Raw genomic sequence first — 16337 nt, 5'->3', positions numbered from 1 at the left:
GCATAAATGCGGCAAAACAGATAGTTGGAGCGAGTTCCGGTTCCAGGAGAACCGGAACCGCTCTAAGAACTTGCTGCCATTCCAGCCCCTCAGCCGTCCATGGCGCTGATCTGCGCGTCAGGCAGGCACCAGGGCGCGTAGCGGAAGTCGCGGATCTGGACGATCTGCTCGTCCCGCCATTCGACCAGCATGAAGCCGCGCACGGCACCGTCCGGTTCCCCCGGGTTGCGAATGAGGATCGCCGGCCTGCCGTCGACGAAGCCCAGCGACAGAGCCCAGTCGCTCACGCGGTCGTAATTGCCGAAATAGGTGGAAACCTGCGCCTTGCCGCGCATGCGGGTGCGGTTGACGACTTCGAGCTGGATATCCTCGGCGATCAGCGCCCTGACCGCGTCGAAGTCGCGCGCATTGAACAGGTCGACATAGCGGCGCAGGCGTCGCTCGTCATCGGCATCGAGCCTGGGTGTTGCGACCTGTTCCGGTGTTGCTGCCAGCAGGCGCAGTTGCGCCCGTCCGCGATGCAGCGCCGCCTTGGTCGCGGCCAGCGTAGCACCTGTCACCTCGCCGGTCTCGTGCAGCGAAAGGCCAAGCACGTCGACCAGGATCACGGCGCTGCGCTGCGCCAGCGAAAGCCGCATGAAGCTGCGCAGGCCGGTGGCGGCGGCAAGCCTTGCGTCGGCGCCGCCGGAGGGATCTTCGATTGTGGTCATGTCGACCTCGGTGATGCGCGACCGCTCCCGCTGGCGCCGGCGCAGATGGTCCTGCGCGGCATTGTGGGCGATGCGAAACAGCCATTGCTCGGGCCGCTCGACCGCAGCACTGCCATCGACCGCCTGCAGCGCCTTGAGCAGCGTCTCCTGCACGATGTCCTCGCCGTCGATCACCGAGCCGGCCATGCGGGCGCAATAGCGGTGCAGCTTCGGGCGCAGGCCGGAGAGCATCGCCTCCAGCGCCGGGCGGTCGAATTTCCCAGTGTTCATGGCATCCATTGGGCTCATGGCATCCATTCTATCCGGCTTTCCCGTCCTCGAGGACATGGTAGTTGCCGATGATCCTGACGGGCGATCGCTGGACCGGGGTCGAGCGCCGCGCCGCGTGGTTCTGCGTGAACGCCTCGAAGGCGGCAAGCCCGGTCAACCCGGACGCATCATTGCCCGCGCCGACGACATGCCCCTCGCCGACAATATGGATGAACTCGCCATCATCGAGTTCGAGCACGAGATAGCGCACGCCCTGCGGTGCTGTCTCGTCCAGCGCCTCGAACACTTTTGCCACCAGCGCGCGGTTCGCTTCCAGTTCGCTGTCCTTCACGCTGTAGCGGATGAATTTGTAGCCCATGGTTCGTCTCCTGAAATGGCGGACCTGAGCAGAAGACGACCGGAGTTGCCGAAAAGATTCTCGGGCACGGACGAATCTTTTTGGCCACCCGCATCGTCTTTTACCCGTGAGCGGCCCCGCGGCAGCCACCAGAGAGAGGAGATCCCACCATGCATATCCAGTTTGCCGAACTGCCGGTGTTCGACCAGGACCGCGCCAAGGCGTTTTACACCAGGCATCTCGCCTGCCAGGTCGCGGCCGACCAGCCAATGGGCGATAGTGGCTGGCGCTGGATCGAGTTGGCGTTTCCCGGCGCGGTGACGAACCTGCATTTGGTGAGGCGCGCCGACGACACGCCGGGCGCCGAGCCGGTGCTGGTGCTGGTCGACGAAAATGTCGAAGCGACGATCGCGGCTTTGAAATCCGGAGGCGTCGAGATCATCACCGAACCGCAGGAGGCGCCATGGGATCCAGGCCGCACAGTGGCCGAGTTTCGCGACAGCGAGGGCAACCGCATGGTGGTCGCCAGCCGCTAGGCGGGCATGGCCCGGCGCGGTCAGCGGCGACCACGAACCACTGTTTGGCCATCGTCCGCCCCCCTCGTATTATTTCGTGACCGTGTCGGACCGGAACCTTTCCCTTCAACCGCGCGTTCGGGCCGCTGTATTCGCAATGCCTTATATTTAGGCAGAAATGGGCTGACCCGAATACTGGCGGGCGGGCGAATGGGCAGGGGAGGAGGAGCATATCACTATGTCGAACCGTGAAATTGGAACGTCCCACACGCTGAACCTGCGCGTCGCCAATCTCAAAGCCAAAATGCGAAGCGCTGATATCACCGAACACGAGATGAAGACTTTTCAGAAGGTGGCGGCCATCATGGGAGGAGGTGAAGATTCGCTGCGGCTTAATGCCGACGACCTGATTGCCGCGTCTTTCGTCGTCGAGACGCTTAAAGATCCCACGCCGAATTGACTTCTTTCGCGCTTGTCCTGCCGATCAGCCGACTGCATGTCGGTGCCGCGATCGGGACATGCCATGCGCTAACAGACTGAAAAGCGCACCCGAAATCTCTTCAGACGCGATGCGCCTTCTGCACCGCGTCTGAAGGCACGGAAGCTGCATGCCCAAGACTGGCGACGGCTTTCCTGACACGCTGCAGATGCGCCTGGCGCTCTGCCGCCGAGACGGTGTCCATCCGGTAGAGCGCCAGGAATTTGGTCGAGCACAGCGGATGGCAGACGGAGCGGAAGCCGCGCAGCAGGGTTCGCCGGCCGGGCTGCCCCATAATCCAGCTCATCAGCGGCGTCGCGCCGCATGTGGTCATCACCATCACCCGGCGTATGTGGCGCAGCTTGGGCCGTGGGCCGCGCTGCGCCGTTGGCATCTCGAAGGCGAAGCCCGGCACCAGCACCCGCTCCAGCCAGCCCTTGAGCATGGCCGGCAGCCCGTACCACCAGGTCGGGTAGATGAAGATGACCGTCTCCGCCCACAGCAATTCCTGCGCCCGGTCGATGACAGGTTCGAGGTTCCCTGCCTTGTCGCCATAGCCACGCCACTCGTCGGCGTGCATAACCGGATCGAAGCCGGTCGCATAGAGGTCAAGGAGGTGAACCGCATGGCCCCGTTCGGCAAGCGTCTCCAGCACGGTGTCGCGCACGGCGCCGTTGAAGCTGTCGCTACAGGGATGGCAATAGACGACGAGGACTTTCATGCTGCGCCGACTTTCATGCTGAGCTCTGGGGCCTGTGGTGATCTTCCACGGCGCTCGCCGTGTCGAAATATTCGCGCCACGACAGGATGCGCCCGTCGCTGTCGAGATCGATGAGTATAGCGTCCTCGGTTGCGCTGCGGGCGCCGTCACGCCGCCGCGTCACCTCCCACAGCCATTCCAGTGCGATCCGCCTGCCATCGGCCGAGGCAAAGGCGGTGGTGACGGTGACGCTGAGATCGCCATAGTCGCGATGAAAATCGGCGATGGTGCCCGCCAGCCTATGATACGGAACCCGGTTGCCCGGCGCCGTCAGCACCCCGTCAGGATGCCAGTCGGCGGCTGCGGCGGAGAAGTCGCCGGATTTCCATGCATCCGCCTGCCGCTCGAGCATGGCAAGCGTGGCGGCATCGCAATCGATCCTGGCGTCGGGGGCCGTAATAGTCACCGCCACTATGCTCACAGCACCGAACCTCCAAATCCGAACAACAGCCGGCCGGCCAGCGCTGCGGCAAACACGGCGAAGCAGGCGCCGATCGCCAGGATTTCACCGGCCGACAGTTTTTCGCGCGACGGGTGCAGGCTGGTGCGGTCGGCCGAGCCGCTGAACGCCTTCGCCTGCAGCGCGATTTCCATGAGCTGCGCCTTGGTCAGCGAGATCATGATCAGCGGCACCAGCATGCGGCCGAGCGCGATCAGCTTGCGCAGCATGCCGATGCCGTCGATGTCGATGCCACGCAGGCGCTGCGCCTCCTTGATCCCTTCCAATTCCTGGAACAGCAGCGGCACGAAACGGAACGTCGTCGAAAACAGGAAGGCGATGCGGTAGGGCACGCCGATCCGCACCAGCCCGAGCACGATGTCGTTGGGCTGGCTGGTCATGAACACCAGCTGAAACGCCAGCATCGGGATCAGCACGCGGCAGCACACCACCAGACCGAACAGCAGGCCTTCGACATAGAAGATGTTCAGCGAGCCGAAGAGCGGCACGCCGGGCGGCACGGTGAAGACCGGCGTCTTGCCGAATGGGCTCCACAGGCCCTGGATCGCGATGATCAGCACCAGCGCCGGCAACACGATCAGAGTGAGCTTGCGAATGGTGACGGTGGTGACACCGGCGGAAAACATCAGCCCGACGATGACGGCGAGGAACGCCGCCTGCAGCACGATGCTGTTCCAGACGAAGATCAGCGAGCTTGCCAAGAGAAGCAGCGCGAACTTCACCCGCATGTCGGCCCGGGCGAAAATGGTCTCGGCCGGCAGCAGCTGGATGGCGTAGCTGACCATCTAGGCGACCTCCAGCCGGGCGCCAAGCATCGCCGCCAGATCGTCCGGCCCAAGCGGGCGGGCGACGCCAAGGGCCGGCACATGCCCGGCAAAGCGCACCGTCTGCGGCGGCACGAGGCCGGCAACGGCCATCGCTGAATTGTCGTAGAAAACGTCCCGCAGCGCGCCGTCGCCGACGATCCTGCCGCCATCCATGACGACAAGGCGGTCGACGTAGCCCGGCAGCAGGTAGAGATGATGGGTGATGAGCACCACCGTCTTGCCCATCCGGTTCAGCGCCTGCAGCATGTCGAGTATGGCCAGCGATCCGCGCCAGTCCTGGCCGGTTGTCGGTTCGTCGAAGATCAGGATTTGCGGTTCGAGCGCCAGCACGGCGGCGATGACGACGCGCAGCCGGTCGCCGCGGCTGAGCGACATCGGATGCTGGTCGGCGGCCCCGGCAAGATCCATCGCCGCGAGCGAGCGGCGGACGGCTGCATCGATATCGGCTTTCGGCCGCTTCATCATCGACAGCGCGAAGCCGACTTCCTTGGCGACCGTGTCGCAGAAGACCTGGGCATGCGCGTTCTGCGAGACATAGCCGATGCGCTGCGCGAGTTCGCTGACCTTGAGCGTCGAGACATCTTCGCCGGCAACGCGCACTGTACCCGAGGTCGGCGAAAGCAGATGCAGGAAATGCCGCACCAGTGTGGATTTGCCGCTGCCGTTGCGGCCGACAATGCCAAGGAATTCGCCGTTGGCGACCGTCAAATCGACGCCGCGCAGCGCCTGCGTGCCGTCGGGATAGATGTGGGTCAGCCCCTCGACCGCCAGCGCGACATCGGCCTTGGCGACATCGCGCTGCGCGTCCACCGGGGCGGCAGCGGACAGAGAGATGGTCAATGGCTTTGCCTTGATGGCCGCTTCGGCGGCGGCGAGCGTCACCGGCAACGTAGCAGTCGGTTTGCGGCCCGACGCGTTGGAGCCTGGCGCGTCACGGACGAGCACTTCGAAGCTACGCACGATGTCGGGCGGCCGCACGCGATGCTCAGCCAGCATCTCAGTCGCGGCAAACACCGTCTCGGGCGGCCCCTCGGCCGCCACCTTGCCGTCGGAGATGAGCAGGACGCGGTTGGCGATTTCGGCGAGCTCCTCGCTGGCGTGGCTGGCTATGACGACGGTCAGGCCGTTCTCGCGGTTCAATTTCAGCAGGATGGCAAAGACTTCCGCCGACGCGACGGGATCGAGCTGCGAGGTCGGTTCGTCGAGCACGATGATGTCGGAGGACAGCGCCAGCGCCGCGGCAATCGACAGCCGCTGCTTCTGGCCGCCCGACAAATTGGCCGGGTGCCTGGTTTCCTGTCCGGCGAGGCCGACCGCTTTCAGCGCCTCGCTGACGCGCCTCGCGATTTCCGGCGTCGGCACTTTGAGGTTCTCCAGCGCGAAGGCCACCTCGCCCTCCACCGTGGTCGCGGTGATCTGCGTTTCGGGATCCTCGAACACCATGCCGACGAATTGCGCCAGCCGGCTGGTCGGCGTCTCGATGGCGTCGAGGCCAGCAATATGGACGCTACCAAAGAATTCGCCGCCGAAGAATTGCGGCACGATGCCGTTCAGCGCCAGGCAGAATGTCGTCTTGCCGGCGCCGGTCGGGCCGATCACGCCGACGATCTCGCCGCGGCCGATTGTCAGACTGACCTTGTCCAGCGCCGGGCGATCGGCGCCGGGATAGCGGTAGCTGACATTGTCGAAGCGGATGAGCGGTGCTTCATCCCGGAGGATGGGCGGATGCCCATCCTCACCCGGCACCGTATTGGCCTGCCGCATCAGTAACCCGCCAGCTTCGCCTTTGCGATGGGAGACCGGCGGATGGCGGCGATGAGCGCGAAGGCGACCAGAGCACCGACGGCGGTGAAGACGACGCGCTCGGCGAAGATGATGAAGACCAGCGGCGGCCATACTTCGGCCGGCCACGGATTGGTGGCGAAGGACGGCACCCAGTTGAGCTGGATGCCCGCCGTCGAGCCGAAGAAGAACACGACGAAATAGGCGCCATAGAGCGACAGGCTTGCCGCGCCATTACGGATCTGGTCGATCGCCCAGTTCCTGATCTGCGGAATGGCAATGAGGATCAGCGCCACATCGACCGTGAAGACATTGCTCAGCCACAGCCAGAAGCCGATGCCGAAGGACAGCGACTGGTAGAGGTAGATCAAATTCGCCGCCAGCGTGATGATCCAGGGCACATACCAGAGCGAGCGCTTTGGATACATGACCATGCCGACGGCAAAGGCGCTCATGGCGCCCATCAGCGGGCTCCAGGGTCCAAGATTGGTATAGGGCGCGATGACATTGCCGATAACGATGCCGACGACCGAAGCAATCGGCCCGGCAATCGGGCCAAGCAGCAGGCCGAGCAGCGGATGGATAACGTCGTGCAGCGGCCACCCTCCCCCCATGCCGCCAACCACGATCGAGGCCGGGATGAAGGCAAGCACGGCGACAAGTGCCGCCAGAATGGCGGTGTAGGATACGGGCGCGCCTCCGATCGAGACGCCCCCTGTCGTTACCAGACTGCGAGGTTGCGGAGCATCGGCTGTCATTGTTGTTCCCCTTGTTTGAGCAGCGTTTTCGCTGGCTAAGTTCCCAAGGGGAATGTGACCGAAAATGCGCATGCCTCAAAGCATCAAAGAACGCGCACCCCGATGCCAAAAAGGCAACGGGCTCATGCGTTGGCCTTGCGTTCACGAATTGCTCTGGCTGGCGATCAGGCTGCTCAACCGTTCGAGCAGATGGCTGGGCAGCGGCGCCAGCCGGCCGCGGGCGCGGTGAACGACGCTGAGCCGCTGGGTGAAGCGGGAAAGCTCGGCGATCGGGATGAAGGAGACCGCTCCCGACAGATGGCTGTGCAGCACATCGATCCGGTTGAGGATGGCGACCCCCTGGTCGAGCAGCGCGAAATGCTTGAGCAGCTCGAAACTGTTGGATTCCAGCACCGGCTCCAGCGACAGCCCGGCGGTGGCGCAGGCGTGGTCGAAATGGTCGCGCAGCATCACGCCCGGCGGCGGCATGATCAGCGGAAACCGCCGGAGGTCGCCGAGGCGCAACACGGCCTTCGAGGCAAGCTCATGGTCGGGCAGGACGACGGCGCCGCAAGGGCTCAGCATCGAGGCCGCCACTGTCAGATTGGGTGTTTCGGGAAGATCGAAGGCAAAACCCAGATCGATCTCGCCGGCGGCGACCTGCACCGCTATGTCGTCGGCCGCCAGCACGCAGACGGAAAACCGCGTGAAGGGCCGTTCGCGGCGATATTCGGCCAGTGCATAGGACAGCATATCGTTGGAGAGCCCGCCCACGGTGGCGATCGAGGCGCTGGCGAAACGGCCATCCTTCAGCGTCTCGATCCGTTCGATCGCTTTCCGGTGATGCTTCAGCGTCTCCCTGGCGTGGGTAATCAGCACCTCGCCGGCCGCGGTCGGCCGCATCTGGCCGGGCAGACGTTCGAAAAGCGGCGTCCCCAGTTGCTGCTCCAGCGCGATGATCTGCCGGTTGATCGCCGACGCCGCGACATTGAGCGTCACCGCCGCCTTGCGGATCGAGCCGCAGCGGGCCACCTCATCGAGATAGCGAAGCAAACGAGAGTGTATCAAGCGATCTCCCGGCTGGTGTAGCGCTTGCGGTGCATCAAGACGGAACACCACCGGTCGCGTCAAGGCCTGCTCGCTGAGGCTGATGCTCAGTCCTCCCTCGCCCGCCGCAGGAAATCGACGAAGGCGCGCAGGCTGGCCGGCATGTGGCGCTTTCTGGGGTAGCAGAGATGCCAGCCCGGGAAGCTGCCGCACCAGTCTTCCAGCAGCGGCACCAGCCTGCCCGCCTCGATCAGCGGCCGCAGCAGCGCTTCGGCCCAGAAGGCTGGAACCATACGCCGGCAGACGTCGAAATCCTGTTTCTTCTCAAAGGGATGCGGGCCAGACATGAATCTGTTTGAGAGGCGAGCCGCCGCTCATTTCCCCCAGCCAGGAAAACGGTCCGGGCGCAGCCATTGCTGCGCCGGGTTGCCGTCGCCGGAAAGCACGGCTTCCACCAGCCAGCGCGCCGTGGCCGGTGCCGCGTGCATGCCGATCGAGCCCATGCCGCCATGTACGAACAGACCCTCGACGGCGGTCCTGCCAGCGACCGGAAGACCGTCCGAAAGCATCGGCCGGTTGCCGGGATAGACGTTGCCGACCCGCGGCGAACCGAGCCCGGGCAGCATGCGTAGCGTGCGGCCGGCGATCCGGCTCGCCATCTCCGTGTTGCGGACGAGATCGCGGAAGGCCGGCTGCACCGAAGCGCCGAGCCGCGCATCGCCGCCGCGCATCGGATTGAGGCAGATGGCCTCCACGGCCGGCTGGTCGTCGCGCTGTGCGGCGACATCGGCAAGGCCTTCGAGGCTCATCCGCCGTCCCAGCTCCTCCTGATCCGGCCAGGTCAGCTCCTCGATGATCCATGGCAGCTCGAAGTCGAGCTTGCCGAGCTGGATCAGCCAGCCGCGGCCGGCGGTGAATGGCAGGCCTGGCAGCGGCCCGTCGCCGACGGTTCGCCTGAGCAGGTCGCTCATCCACAGCCCGTTGGCGATGAAGACGAGATCGGCTGATATGATCCCCTGATCCGTCAGCACACCCTGCACCTTGCCGCCCTTCGAGAAGATCTGGGCGACGCGAAGCCCGGTCCGGATCGTTGCACCCGCCTCGCGGGCGGCGTGCGCGAAGGCATGCGTCGCGCCCATCGGCTCCAGCGTCCAGGCGCGGCCGACACGGTAGCCGCCGGCCACCTTGAAGCCGATGCGCGGATGGTCGCGCGCGAGCTCCGCGCCGGTGATCTTTTCCATGGTAATGCTGGCGGCCCGGTAGCGATCGGCGACAGCGCCGGCCGCCGCGAAACTGGCCTCGTCCTCCGAGATCAGAAGATGGCCGATCCTGCCGAATTCGAAAGGCACCGGCCCCTCGGCCAACTCCGCGTAGATCGCCGCGCAGGCATCGAGCATTTCGACGACTTCGCTTTGCGGGCCGCTAAGCAAGGTGCCGGTGTTGCGCCCCGACGATTCGGCGGCGATCATCGTCTGTTCGAGAATGACTGTTTTGATGCCCCTCGAAGCCAGTTCATAAGCCAGCGTGCAGCCCGCGATGCCGCCGCCGATAACGATCGCATCGACCGGTCTGGAGCCCAATTTTTTGCCACCCGATGTAAGCGCCATGGCGTTCCCTCGTGCATGCAACATGCAAGGCTATCGTATACTCGTATACGAGAATCCACATATCCGCACAAGCGGCTTTCTGCTAGGCAAGACCGCGTGACACAGGTTGACATGATATGGAGGCATCGATTGCGTGGTCTCGGCGAAGGCTTGGTGCAGAAACCGCTGACGGTGGCGGAACAGGTGGCGAATGTGCTGCGCGAATCGATCGCCGATGGCAGCCTGGCGGCGGGCACGCCACTGCGCCAGGACGACCTTGCCGAGCGTTTCGGCTTCAGCCGCATGCCTGTCCGCGACGCGCTTCGGCAGCTCGAAGCCGAAGGCATCGTTTCGATCCACCCGACCAAAGGCGCGCATGTCGCCAGGATGGACGCGACCGAAATCAGGGAGATCTTCGCCGTCCGCGAATTGCTGGAAAGCGAAGCGCTCCGGCTCTCTGTCCCGAACCTCACCCAGGAGAAACTCGACGAGGCTGGCCATGTGCTCAACCAGATCGACGCCGAGCCGAATGTCGGCCGCTGGGGCACGCTGAACCGCATCTTCCATCTGGCTCTCTACAGTGCCTGCGGCAATGCCCGGCTGCTCGGCCTGATCGAAGCCCACCACAATGCGGCCGACCGCTACGTCCGCATTCTCCTGTCGAACCTCAACTATCGCAGCCAATCGCAGGAGGAACACCGCGACCTGTTGACGACTTGCCGCCACCGTGATGCCGCGGCGGCCGTCCGCGTCTTGCGCAAGCATCTCGGCGAAGGCATGGAAACGCTCGCCCAGGCCGGGTCGGCGAGAAAGCCCTGATCTTTGCCGGAACGATCCCGCAAACCCATGACGCCGCGAGCGAACACCAGTCGGCAACGCCCTGCCCCCGAAACCAGGCTACCCGGAGCAAAGCCTCCGGGAGTGAGCCTTTGCCGCGCATTGTCGAAGCTTGGCCTGTGCTCGCGCAAACAGGCGGAGATTCTGGTCGCCGAAGGGCGCGTCCGCGTCGCGGGCAAGGTCGTGCGCAACGGCTCGATGCGCGTCGATCCCGGCCGCGACCGCATCGAGGTCGACGACAAGCGCGTCGTCGCCGAGCGCAAGGTCTATCTGATGCTCAACAAGCCGCGCGGCCTGGTCACCACCCGCGACGACCCGCAGGATCGCGGCACGGTCTACGACTGTCTCGTCGGGCTCGACCTGCCTTTCGTCTCGCCGGTCGGCCGCCTCGACAAGGCCAGCGAAGGCCTGCTGCTGATGACCAACGACACACGCTTTGCCCAGCGCCTGCTCGACCCTGCCTCGCACGTCGCCAAGGTCTATCACGTGCAGGTCGCCGCCCTGCCCGACGAGGCGCTGCTGACGCGGCTTCGCACCGGCATAACGGTCGAAGGCGAGCTGTTGACGGCGCGGTCGATCGATGTCCTGCGCAGCGGCACCAGCACCGCCTGGCTGGAAATCACCCTCGACGAGGGCCGCAACCGCCATATTCGCCGCATGCTGGACGCTTGTGATATCGAGGTGCTGCGCCTGGTGCGGGTGGCGATCGGCTCATTGCAGCTCGGCGACCTTGCCAAAGGCAAGGCACGCCATCTCACCGCAGAAGAACGGGCGCTGCTTCAGGCCTAGGCAGGCCATAGAGATTCGACAGCAGGCCCTACTTCGCGTCGTGGAAGATGATGCCTACGGTGTGGCGCATGCCGGAGCGAAGCCGGCTGACGCCGTGCCTGAGATTGACCCGATAGTTGCCCTTGCTGCCTTGCACCGGGCGGTTGTGGACCGCGAAGGCGACGGCATCGCCTTGCCTGAGCGGCACCACCTCGGCGCGGCTCTGCATGCGCGGCCGCTGTTCGGTCAGCACGAACTCGCCGCCGGTGAAATCCTTTCCCGGCTCCGAAAGCAGGATCGCCACCTGCAGCGGAAAGGCGAGATCGCCATAGAGATCCTGGTGCAGGCAGTTGAAGTCGCCGGGAACGTATTGCAGCAGCAGCGGCGTCGGCCGCGTCTGGCCCTGCTCGTGGCATTGTTTGAGGAACGCCGCGTGTTCGGCCGGGTAGCGCTGGGCGATGCCCATACGCTCGTTCCAGTCATTGGCGACGGCGGCAAGGCGCGGATAGAGCGCGCTGCGCAGGCCGCCGATCAGATCGGGCAGGGGATAGCGGAAATAGCGATACTCGCCCTTGCCAAAGCCATGCCGCGCCATGTGGACATGGCTGCGGAAATGCCCCTCCTGCGGGTAAAGGCCAGCGATCTCCCGGCACTCCTGCGGTGTCAGCAGCTTTTCCATCACCGCGCAACCATAGCCGCTCAGTTCGCCGGCCAGCATTTCCCAATCATGTCCGGCGACCCGCGCTTGCGCCGATTGAACCGCTGCTTTCGAACCGATCGAATGGATAGTCATGGCTTTGCCTCCAATGGCCTCTTCTTCCATCAAAGATGGGTGAAATGCCGCGTGCGAACCACCCGTTACCTGCGAAGGCAACAAGACTGTTCAGACGTCCTCGGGCGCCGGCCTGACCACTCCGCCACCGGAGAGAGCGAGATAAAGGATCGCCCCAAGCATGATCGTCGCCCCGAGCACGCCGATGGATGAAATCCGCTCGCCCAGGAAAAGTGCCGCCCCCAGCGCGCCGAACACGCTTTCGGCGCTGACGATCACGGCCGCGTGGCTGGCCGAGGTGAAGCGCTGGGCGACGGTCTGGATGCCGAAGCAGACGGCGGTCGAGAATACGCCCAGCACGAGCAATTGCGGCCAGGCATCGAACGCGCTTGCAGGCGACAAATTGCCGTGGAGGAGACCGAGCGGCAGGCTCACCACAGCGGCGCCAAGGAACTGCGCCGCCAAGGCGGTGAACGGGCGTCCATAGGCCTGCGCGTGGCGGCCGAGTTCGACCATCCAGAGCGCGTAGCATGCAGCCGACAGTATGACCGCCACGTCGCCGCTGCTGAAGCTGGCGATGCCACCTGACAGGAGCAGCGCGCCAAACAGCGTCAGCCCGGCGGCGAGCCCGACGGAAGCCGTCAGCCGCTCACCGATGATCAGCCACGCCGCGAATGGCGTCATCACCATCGCCGTGCTGACCAGGAAGCTGGCATTGGTGACCGACGTGCCGAGATAGCCGATCTGCTGCAACACGATCGCAATGGCAAACAGCGCGCTGACCCTTGCCAGGCTCGCGCGATAGCGGCCACCCACCGGTTGTCGAGGTTCGGTGGCGATCAGCGGCAGCACCAGAAGCCCGCCGATCATGCAGCGCATGCCGACCGCGCTCAACGGGTCGAGATGATCCAGGATGGTCTTCTGCGGAACATTGCCGAAGCCCCACAGCGCCGCGGCGATAAGGAGAAGAAGATTGGCGTGCAGCTTCGACATCGTCTTCCCCTCGCGTCTGACGCAAGGGAAGGTGACGGAAGGCAGCTTACGGATAGCCTACGTACGACCAGAAGCGATCAGCGCCGCTTGAGTGCGAGGGTCATCCGAGGTGGGCTCGCTGCCGCTGTTGGCAATTCATGTTTCTCGTGCACAATGCCGGCCATGCACGAGGCTCTTGTGGGAGTGGCTGTCTTCGTCTGCCTGGCCGGGGCTTCGCTGGTGAGCCTGGCGATCTGTGACAAATTGCCCTCCCACCATCGCCGGGACGATACCAACGACGTCGTCCGGCTGACCGCCAACCTGTTCGTGGTGATGACCTCGCTGGTGCTTGGCCTGATGATCAATTCGGCCAAGAACACCTTCGAATCCATCGACCACAATGTACACGCCTATGCGACCGAGCTGATCCTTCTGGACAGGGTGCTCAAGCAGTATGGGCCTGAGACGGAGCCGGTCCGCCAGCCGCTCATCGCCTATGTGCAACGGGTTGTCGACGCCTCCTCGCCCAGCCAGCCAACGCCGATCGTCGCCAATCGGCTGTCCGAGCTTCTCTTGACCGAAATCGGCAACAGGTTGAGCGCCATCGTCCCTCCGGATGCCGCGCACGTGTCCTTGCTGCAGGATATCCGCGAGCGGCTGGAGAAAGTGCTGGAGATGCGCTGGGTGCTGGTCGAACAATCGGAGGGGCAGATACCCAGGCCGCTGATCATCATGCTGGTGGCATGGCTGATGCTGATCTTCGGCAGCTTCGGCTTCAGGGCACCGCGCAACGCCATCGTGATAGGCTCCTTCGTGCTGGCGGCAGCCCTCATTGCCTGTGCGCTGTACCTGATCCTGGACATGGACGTGCCTTTTTCAGGACCGATCCAGATCTCGCCAGCGCCACTGCAACGAGCGCTGGCGGAGATGAAGCAATGAATGGGGTCGGCTCCAGTTTCAGCATTTGACAGATTGGAGGCACAGCGCCGCCCTCGCAGCTTCACTCGCCGCGACGCATCATGGATTTCGGCAAAAACGAGCCCATATCTTGTATATGGAGCTTTGAGCGTGAAACTCGCGCGTGTGGCCCTGCTTGCCGCGGCTTTTGTGGCCGCCGTGGTCGTCTGTCCCTCTTGCGCAACCGGAGAGGCGAGCGGCCGGGAGAGGGTTGCGTTGCGCGTCGAGATAGACGGCGCCATCGGTCCGGCGAGCGCCCGGCAGTTCAAGGAAGCGCTGGCGGTTGCCGCGGAGCGAAGCGCCGAGGTCCTCATCCTGCAGATCGACACGCCCGGCGGGCTGGTCACCAGCATGCGCGAGATGATCGCCGACATCCTCGCCTCGCCGGTTCCCGTCATCGGCTATGTCGCGCCAGCCGGCGGGCATGCGGCGAGCGCCGGAACCTACATCCTCTACGCGACCCATGTGGCGGCGATGGCGCCCGGCACCAATCTAGGTGCTGCGACGCCCGTCGAGCTTGGCGGGCCGCTGCCATCCTTTCCCAGCGGCGACAAAAACGATGGCACGGGCCCAGAAGCGCGCAAGGACCTGAAGAACGCCACCGGACCGCCGGGCGATGCGATGACGGCCAAGGTGACGAATGACGCGGTTGCCTTGATCCGCAGTCTGGCTGAACTGCGCGGGCGCAATGCCGATTGGGGTGAAAAGGCCGTGCGCGAGGCAGCCAGCCTGTCGGCCAACGCAGCGCTGCGGGAGCATGTCGTCGACTTCGTCGCCCGCGACACGACCGAGCTGCTACAACTGGCCGACGGCCGGACGGTCGAGGTGGCCGGCGGCAAGAAAGCGTTGGCGACGAAAGGACTGCCGGTTGAAACGCTGGAGCCTGGCTGGCTCATCCAGCTTCTCGCCGTCATCACCGATCCGAACATCGCCGTCATCCTGATGCTGATTGGCGTCTATGGTCTCGTCTTCGAGTTCACGAGCCCGGGCGCGGTCGCGCCCGGCGTGATCGGCACGATCTGCCTGCTGCTCGGGCTCTATGCGCTCAATCTCTTGCCGATCAACTATGCCGGCCTTGCCTTGATGCTGCTTGGCATCACCTTCCTCGTCGTCGAGATCTTCAACCCCACCGTGGTCCTTGGGCTGGGCGGCGTGTCTGCCTTTCTGCTGGGCGCAGCCATGCTGCTCAGGATCGAGGGGCCCGGTTTCGAGATCTCGTGGGTCGTCATCGGCGCCGCCGCCGCCCTGACGCTTGGCCTGGCGCTGCTGACCGGGAGCTATCTCTGGGCGGCGCGCAAGAGGCCATCGCCGGTCGGCGCGCAGGCCATGCACGGACTGCCGGCCGAAATCCTCGACTGGGAGGGCCGCGAGGGACATGTGCTTGCCCGGGGCGAGCGCTGGCGGGCGAAGGCTGACGAAACCATGGCACCGGGCGACAGTGTCGAGGTGGCTAATGTCAGGGATCTCGTGCTGATGGTCCGGCGCCGGAGGTGAGTCTTTGTATTGAGGATGTCGTTTTCCCAAAACCGCTGCACACTTTTGGGCGACATGCTCTGATGATGGAGCAAGGCAATGATCATCGGTTATGTGGCCTATCTGGCGCTCGCCCTCGTCGTGCTTGCGTTCCTGTCAGCGGCCATTCGCATATTGAGGGAATATCAGCGCGGCGTGGTCTTCACACTGGGCCGCTTCACCGGGGTAAAGGGACCTGGCCTCATCATCCTCATCCCCTTCGTGCAGCAGATGGTGAAGGTCGATCTGCGAGTGGTGGTCCAGGACGTGCCGCCACAGGACGTGATCTCGCGCGACAACGTCTCGGTGAAGGTGAATGCGGTGCTGTATTTTCGGATCGTCGACCCCGAGCGAGCGGTCATCCAGGTCGAGGACTTCATGGCCGCGACCAACCAGCTGGCCCAGACCACGCTGCGCTCGGTGCTCGGCAAGCATGAGCTCGATGAAATGCTGGCCGAACGTGACCGGCTCAACAGCGATATCCAGGAGATCCTCGACCAGCGGACCGATGCCTGGGGTATCAAGGTCTCCGATGTCGAGATCAAGCATGTCGATCTCAACGAGAGCATGATCCGCGCTATCGCCAAGCAGGCCGAGGCCGAACGGCTGCGGCGTGCGAAGGTAATCAATGCCGACGGCGAACAGCAGGCGGCGGCAAAACTAGTCGAGGCCGGCAAGATGCTGTCCCAGGAACCGCAGGCCATGCAGCTGCGCTATTTCGAGGCTCTGCATGACATCGCCGGCGAGCGCTCGTCGACGGTGGTGTTTCCGGTGCCGATGGATCTGCTCGGTCATTTCATCAAGCAAGCCGGCGAGCAGAAGTGAGCGGAAATGAGAGCGTAATCTCGCCCACAAGGGACCCTCAAGGGGAGAGATTGGCAGCGCTGCCGGCGCAGCCCCGGACATCTCTCAGTATTTTGGGAATTCCGCCAGCCAAACCGATGAAGTTCAAAGGAATTCTTGTTCAAAACCGCAATGAAATTGTCGTATAGGGCATAAGTATTGCCACA

At 64.3% G+C, this 16337-nt stretch carries 19 protein-coding genes; 7 read left to right on the top strand and 12 right to left on the bottom strand.

The annotated features are described in order from the left end of the window. Positions 1–89 precede the first annotated feature (89 nt). On the bottom strand, positions 90–989 hold the full coding sequence (locus OHD62_RS22905; protein WP_263788523.1) for a sigma-70 family RNA polymerase sigma factor: 900 nt from the start codon (positions 987–989) through the stop codon (positions 90–92). Between the two features lie 19 nt (positions 990–1008). Then, positions 1009–1338: a hypothetical protein gene (locus OHD62_RS22900; RefSeq protein ID WP_263787413.1), complete on the bottom strand. Its 330-nt coding sequence runs from the start codon at positions 1336–1338 to the stop codon at positions 1009–1011. Positions 1339–1487: 149 nt separating this feature from the next. Here OHD62_RS22900 and OHD62_RS22895 point away from each other — a divergent pair, with 149 nt between their 5' ends. Continuing rightward, positions 1488–1853, top strand: coding sequence for a VOC family protein (locus OHD62_RS22895; protein ID WP_263787411.1), 366 nt, complete (start codon positions 1488–1490; stop codon positions 1851–1853). A gap of 217 nt (positions 1854–2070) precedes the next feature. Next, the gene (locus tag OHD62_RS22890; RefSeq protein ID WP_263787409.1) at positions 2071–2292 is read left to right on the top strand and encodes a hypothetical protein; all 222 of its coding nucleotides are present in this window, start codon (positions 2071–2073) and stop codon (positions 2290–2292) included. Positions 2293–2392: 100 nt separating this feature from the next. On the opposite strand, the gene OHD62_RS22885 is transcribed toward OHD62_RS22890, so the two are convergent. The 8 genes from OHD62_RS22885 to OHD62_RS22850 form a co-directional block, all read right to left on the bottom strand. After that, complete coding sequence (locus OHD62_RS22885; protein WP_263787405.1) at positions 2393–3031, bottom strand: NAD(P)H-dependent oxidoreductase; 639 nt, start codon at positions 3029–3031, stop codon at positions 2393–2395. Between the two features lie 13 nt (positions 3032–3044). Continuing rightward, positions 3045–3476: a nuclear transport factor 2 family protein gene (locus tag OHD62_RS22880; RefSeq protein WP_263787402.1), complete on the bottom strand. Its 432-nt coding sequence runs from the start codon at positions 3474–3476 to the stop codon at positions 3045–3047. An 11-nt stretch (positions 3477–3487) separates the two neighbouring features. After that, positions 3488–4315: an energy-coupling factor transporter transmembrane component T family protein gene (locus OHD62_RS22875; protein ID WP_263787400.1), complete on the bottom strand. Its 828-nt coding sequence runs from the start codon at positions 4313–4315 to the stop codon at positions 3488–3490. Next, positions 4316–6121 (bottom strand): ABC transporter ATP-binding protein, encoded by a 1806-nt coding sequence (locus OHD62_RS22870; RefSeq protein ID WP_263787398.1) that lies wholly within the window; start codon positions 6119–6121, stop codon positions 4316–4318. It lies immediately after the preceding gene. Next, complete coding sequence (locus OHD62_RS22865; protein WP_263787396.1) at positions 6121–6897, bottom strand: ECF transporter S component; 777 nt, start codon at positions 6895–6897, stop codon at positions 6121–6123. Before OHD62_RS22865 ends, OHD62_RS22870 begins: the two co-directional genes overlap by 1 nt. 141 nt (positions 6898–7038) lie before the next feature. Then, on the bottom strand, positions 7039–7944 hold the full coding sequence (locus OHD62_RS22860) for a LysR family transcriptional regulator (RefSeq protein ID WP_263787395.1): 906 nt from the start codon (positions 7942–7944) through the stop codon (positions 7039–7041). A gap of 86 nt (positions 7945–8030) precedes the next feature. Continuing rightward, complete coding sequence (locus OHD62_RS22855; RefSeq protein WP_263787393.1) at positions 8031–8270, bottom strand: LysR substrate-binding domain-containing protein; 240 nt, start codon at positions 8268–8270, stop codon at positions 8031–8033. Between the two features lie 27 nt (positions 8271–8297). Then, on the bottom strand, positions 8298–9530 hold the full coding sequence (locus tag OHD62_RS22850) for an NAD(P)/FAD-dependent oxidoreductase (RefSeq protein ID WP_263787391.1): 1233 nt from the start codon (positions 9528–9530) through the stop codon (positions 8298–8300). A 129-nt stretch (positions 9531–9659) separates the two neighbouring features. On the opposite strand from OHD62_RS22850, the gene OHD62_RS22845 reads away from it, so the two are divergent. Together OHD62_RS22845 and OHD62_RS22840 are read left to right on the top strand one after the other, a co-directional pair. Next, entirely contained in the window at positions 9660–10328 is a 669-nt protein-coding gene (locus OHD62_RS22845) for a GntR family transcriptional regulator (protein WP_263787389.1), read from the top strand. A 27-nt stretch (positions 10329–10355) separates the two neighbouring features. Further along, the gene (locus OHD62_RS22840) at positions 10356–11135 is read left to right on the top strand and encodes a pseudouridine synthase (protein WP_263787387.1); all 780 of its coding nucleotides are present in this window, start codon (positions 10356–10358) and stop codon (positions 11133–11135) included. 28 nt (positions 11136–11163) lie between these two features. Here the strand turns inward: OHD62_RS22840 and OHD62_RS22835 are convergent, their stop codons facing one another. Together OHD62_RS22835 and OHD62_RS22830 are read right to left on the bottom strand one after the other, a co-directional pair. Continuing rightward, a complete protein-coding gene (locus OHD62_RS22835; RefSeq protein WP_263787386.1) occupies positions 11164–11907 on the bottom strand; it encodes a 2OG-Fe(II) oxygenase in 744 nt (247 codons plus the stop codon). 90 nt (positions 11908–11997) lie between these two features. Next, on the bottom strand, positions 11998–12879 hold the full coding sequence (locus tag OHD62_RS22830) for a DMT family transporter (protein ID WP_263787383.1): 882 nt from the start codon (positions 12877–12879) through the stop codon (positions 11998–12000). Positions 12880–13041: 162 nt separating this feature from the next. On the opposite strand from OHD62_RS22830, the gene OHD62_RS22825 reads away from it, so the two are divergent. From OHD62_RS22825 to OHD62_RS22815, 3 genes are all read left to right on the top strand, one after another. Then, complete coding sequence (locus OHD62_RS22825) at positions 13042–13797, top strand: DUF4239 domain-containing protein (protein WP_263787381.1); 756 nt, start codon at positions 13042–13044, stop codon at positions 13795–13797. A gap of 129 nt (positions 13798–13926) precedes the next feature. Next, entirely contained in the window at positions 13927–15309 is a 1383-nt protein-coding gene (locus OHD62_RS22820) for an NfeD family protein (RefSeq protein ID WP_263787379.1), read from the top strand. A 78-nt stretch (positions 15310–15387) separates the two neighbouring features. Beyond that, positions 15388–16152, top strand: a complete 765-nt coding sequence (locus OHD62_RS22815) for a slipin family protein (protein WP_263787377.1) — start codon at positions 15388–15390, stop codon at positions 16150–16152. The last annotated feature ends 185 nt before the right edge of the window (positions 16153–16337 follow it).

It is taken from the genome of Mesorhizobium sp. YC-39 (genome assembly GCF_025753795.1).
Lineage (GTDB): Bacteria > Pseudomonadota > Alphaproteobacteria > Rhizobiales > Rhizobiaceae > Mesorhizobium.
This window is presented reverse-complemented; position numbering and strand designations above follow the sequence as displayed.

What these genes read in the sequence shown, in the direction of transcription:
- OHD62_RS22905 (WP_263788523.1), bottom strand. Translation starts at nt 989, where the DNA reads ATGGATGCCATGAACACTGGGAAATTCGACCGCCCGGCGCTGGAGGCG.
- OHD62_RS22900 (WP_263787413.1), bottom strand. Translation starts at nt 1,338, where the DNA reads ATGGGCTACAAATTCATCCGCTACAGCGTGAAGGACAGCGAACTGGAA.
- OHD62_RS22895 (WP_263787411.1), top strand. Translation starts at nt 1,488, where the DNA reads ATGCATATCCAGTTTGCCGAACTGCCGGTGTTCGACCAGGACCGCGCC.
- OHD62_RS22890 (WP_263787409.1), top strand. Translation starts at nt 2,071, where the DNA reads ATGTCGAACCGTGAAATTGGAACGTCCCACACGCTGAACCTGCGCGTC.
- OHD62_RS22885 (WP_263787405.1), bottom strand. Translation starts at nt 3,031, where the DNA reads ATGAAAGTCCTCGTCGTCTATTGCCATCCCTGTAGCGACAGCTTCAAC.
- OHD62_RS22875 (WP_263787400.1), bottom strand. Translation starts at nt 4,315, where the DNA reads ATGGTCAGCTACGCCATCCAGCTGCTGCCGGCCGAGACCATTTTCGCC.
- OHD62_RS22870 (WP_263787398.1), bottom strand. Translation starts at nt 6,121, where the DNA reads ATGCGGCAGGCCAATACGGTGCCGGGTGAGGATGGGCATCCGCCCATC.
- OHD62_RS22865 (WP_263787396.1), bottom strand. Translation starts at nt 6,897, where the DNA reads ATGACAGCCGATGCTCCGCAACCTCGCAGTCTGGTAACGACAGGGGGC.
- OHD62_RS22855 (WP_263787393.1), bottom strand. Translation starts at nt 8,270, where the DNA reads ATGTCTGGCCCGCATCCCTTTGAGAAGAAACAGGATTTCGACGTCTGC.
- OHD62_RS22850 (WP_263787391.1), bottom strand. Translation starts at nt 9,530, where the DNA reads ATGGCGCTTACATCGGGTGGCAAAAAATTGGGCTCCAGACCGGTCGAT.
- OHD62_RS22840 (WP_263787387.1), top strand. Translation starts at nt 10,356, where the DNA reads ATGACGCCGCGAGCGAACACCAGTCGGCAACGCCCTGCCCCCGAAACC.
- OHD62_RS22835 (WP_263787386.1), bottom strand. Translation starts at nt 11,907, where the DNA reads ATGACTATCCATTCGATCGGTTCGAAAGCAGCGGTTCAATCGGCGCAA.
- OHD62_RS22830 (WP_263787383.1), bottom strand. Translation starts at nt 12,879, where the DNA reads ATGTCGAAGCTGCACGCCAATCTTCTTCTCCTTATCGCCGCGGCGCTG.
- OHD62_RS22825 (WP_263787381.1), top strand. Translation starts at nt 13,042, where the DNA reads ATGCACGAGGCTCTTGTGGGAGTGGCTGTCTTCGTCTGCCTGGCCGGG.
- OHD62_RS22815 (WP_263787377.1), top strand. Translation starts at nt 15,388, where the DNA reads ATGATCATCGGTTATGTGGCCTATCTGGCGCTCGCCCTCGTCGTGCTT.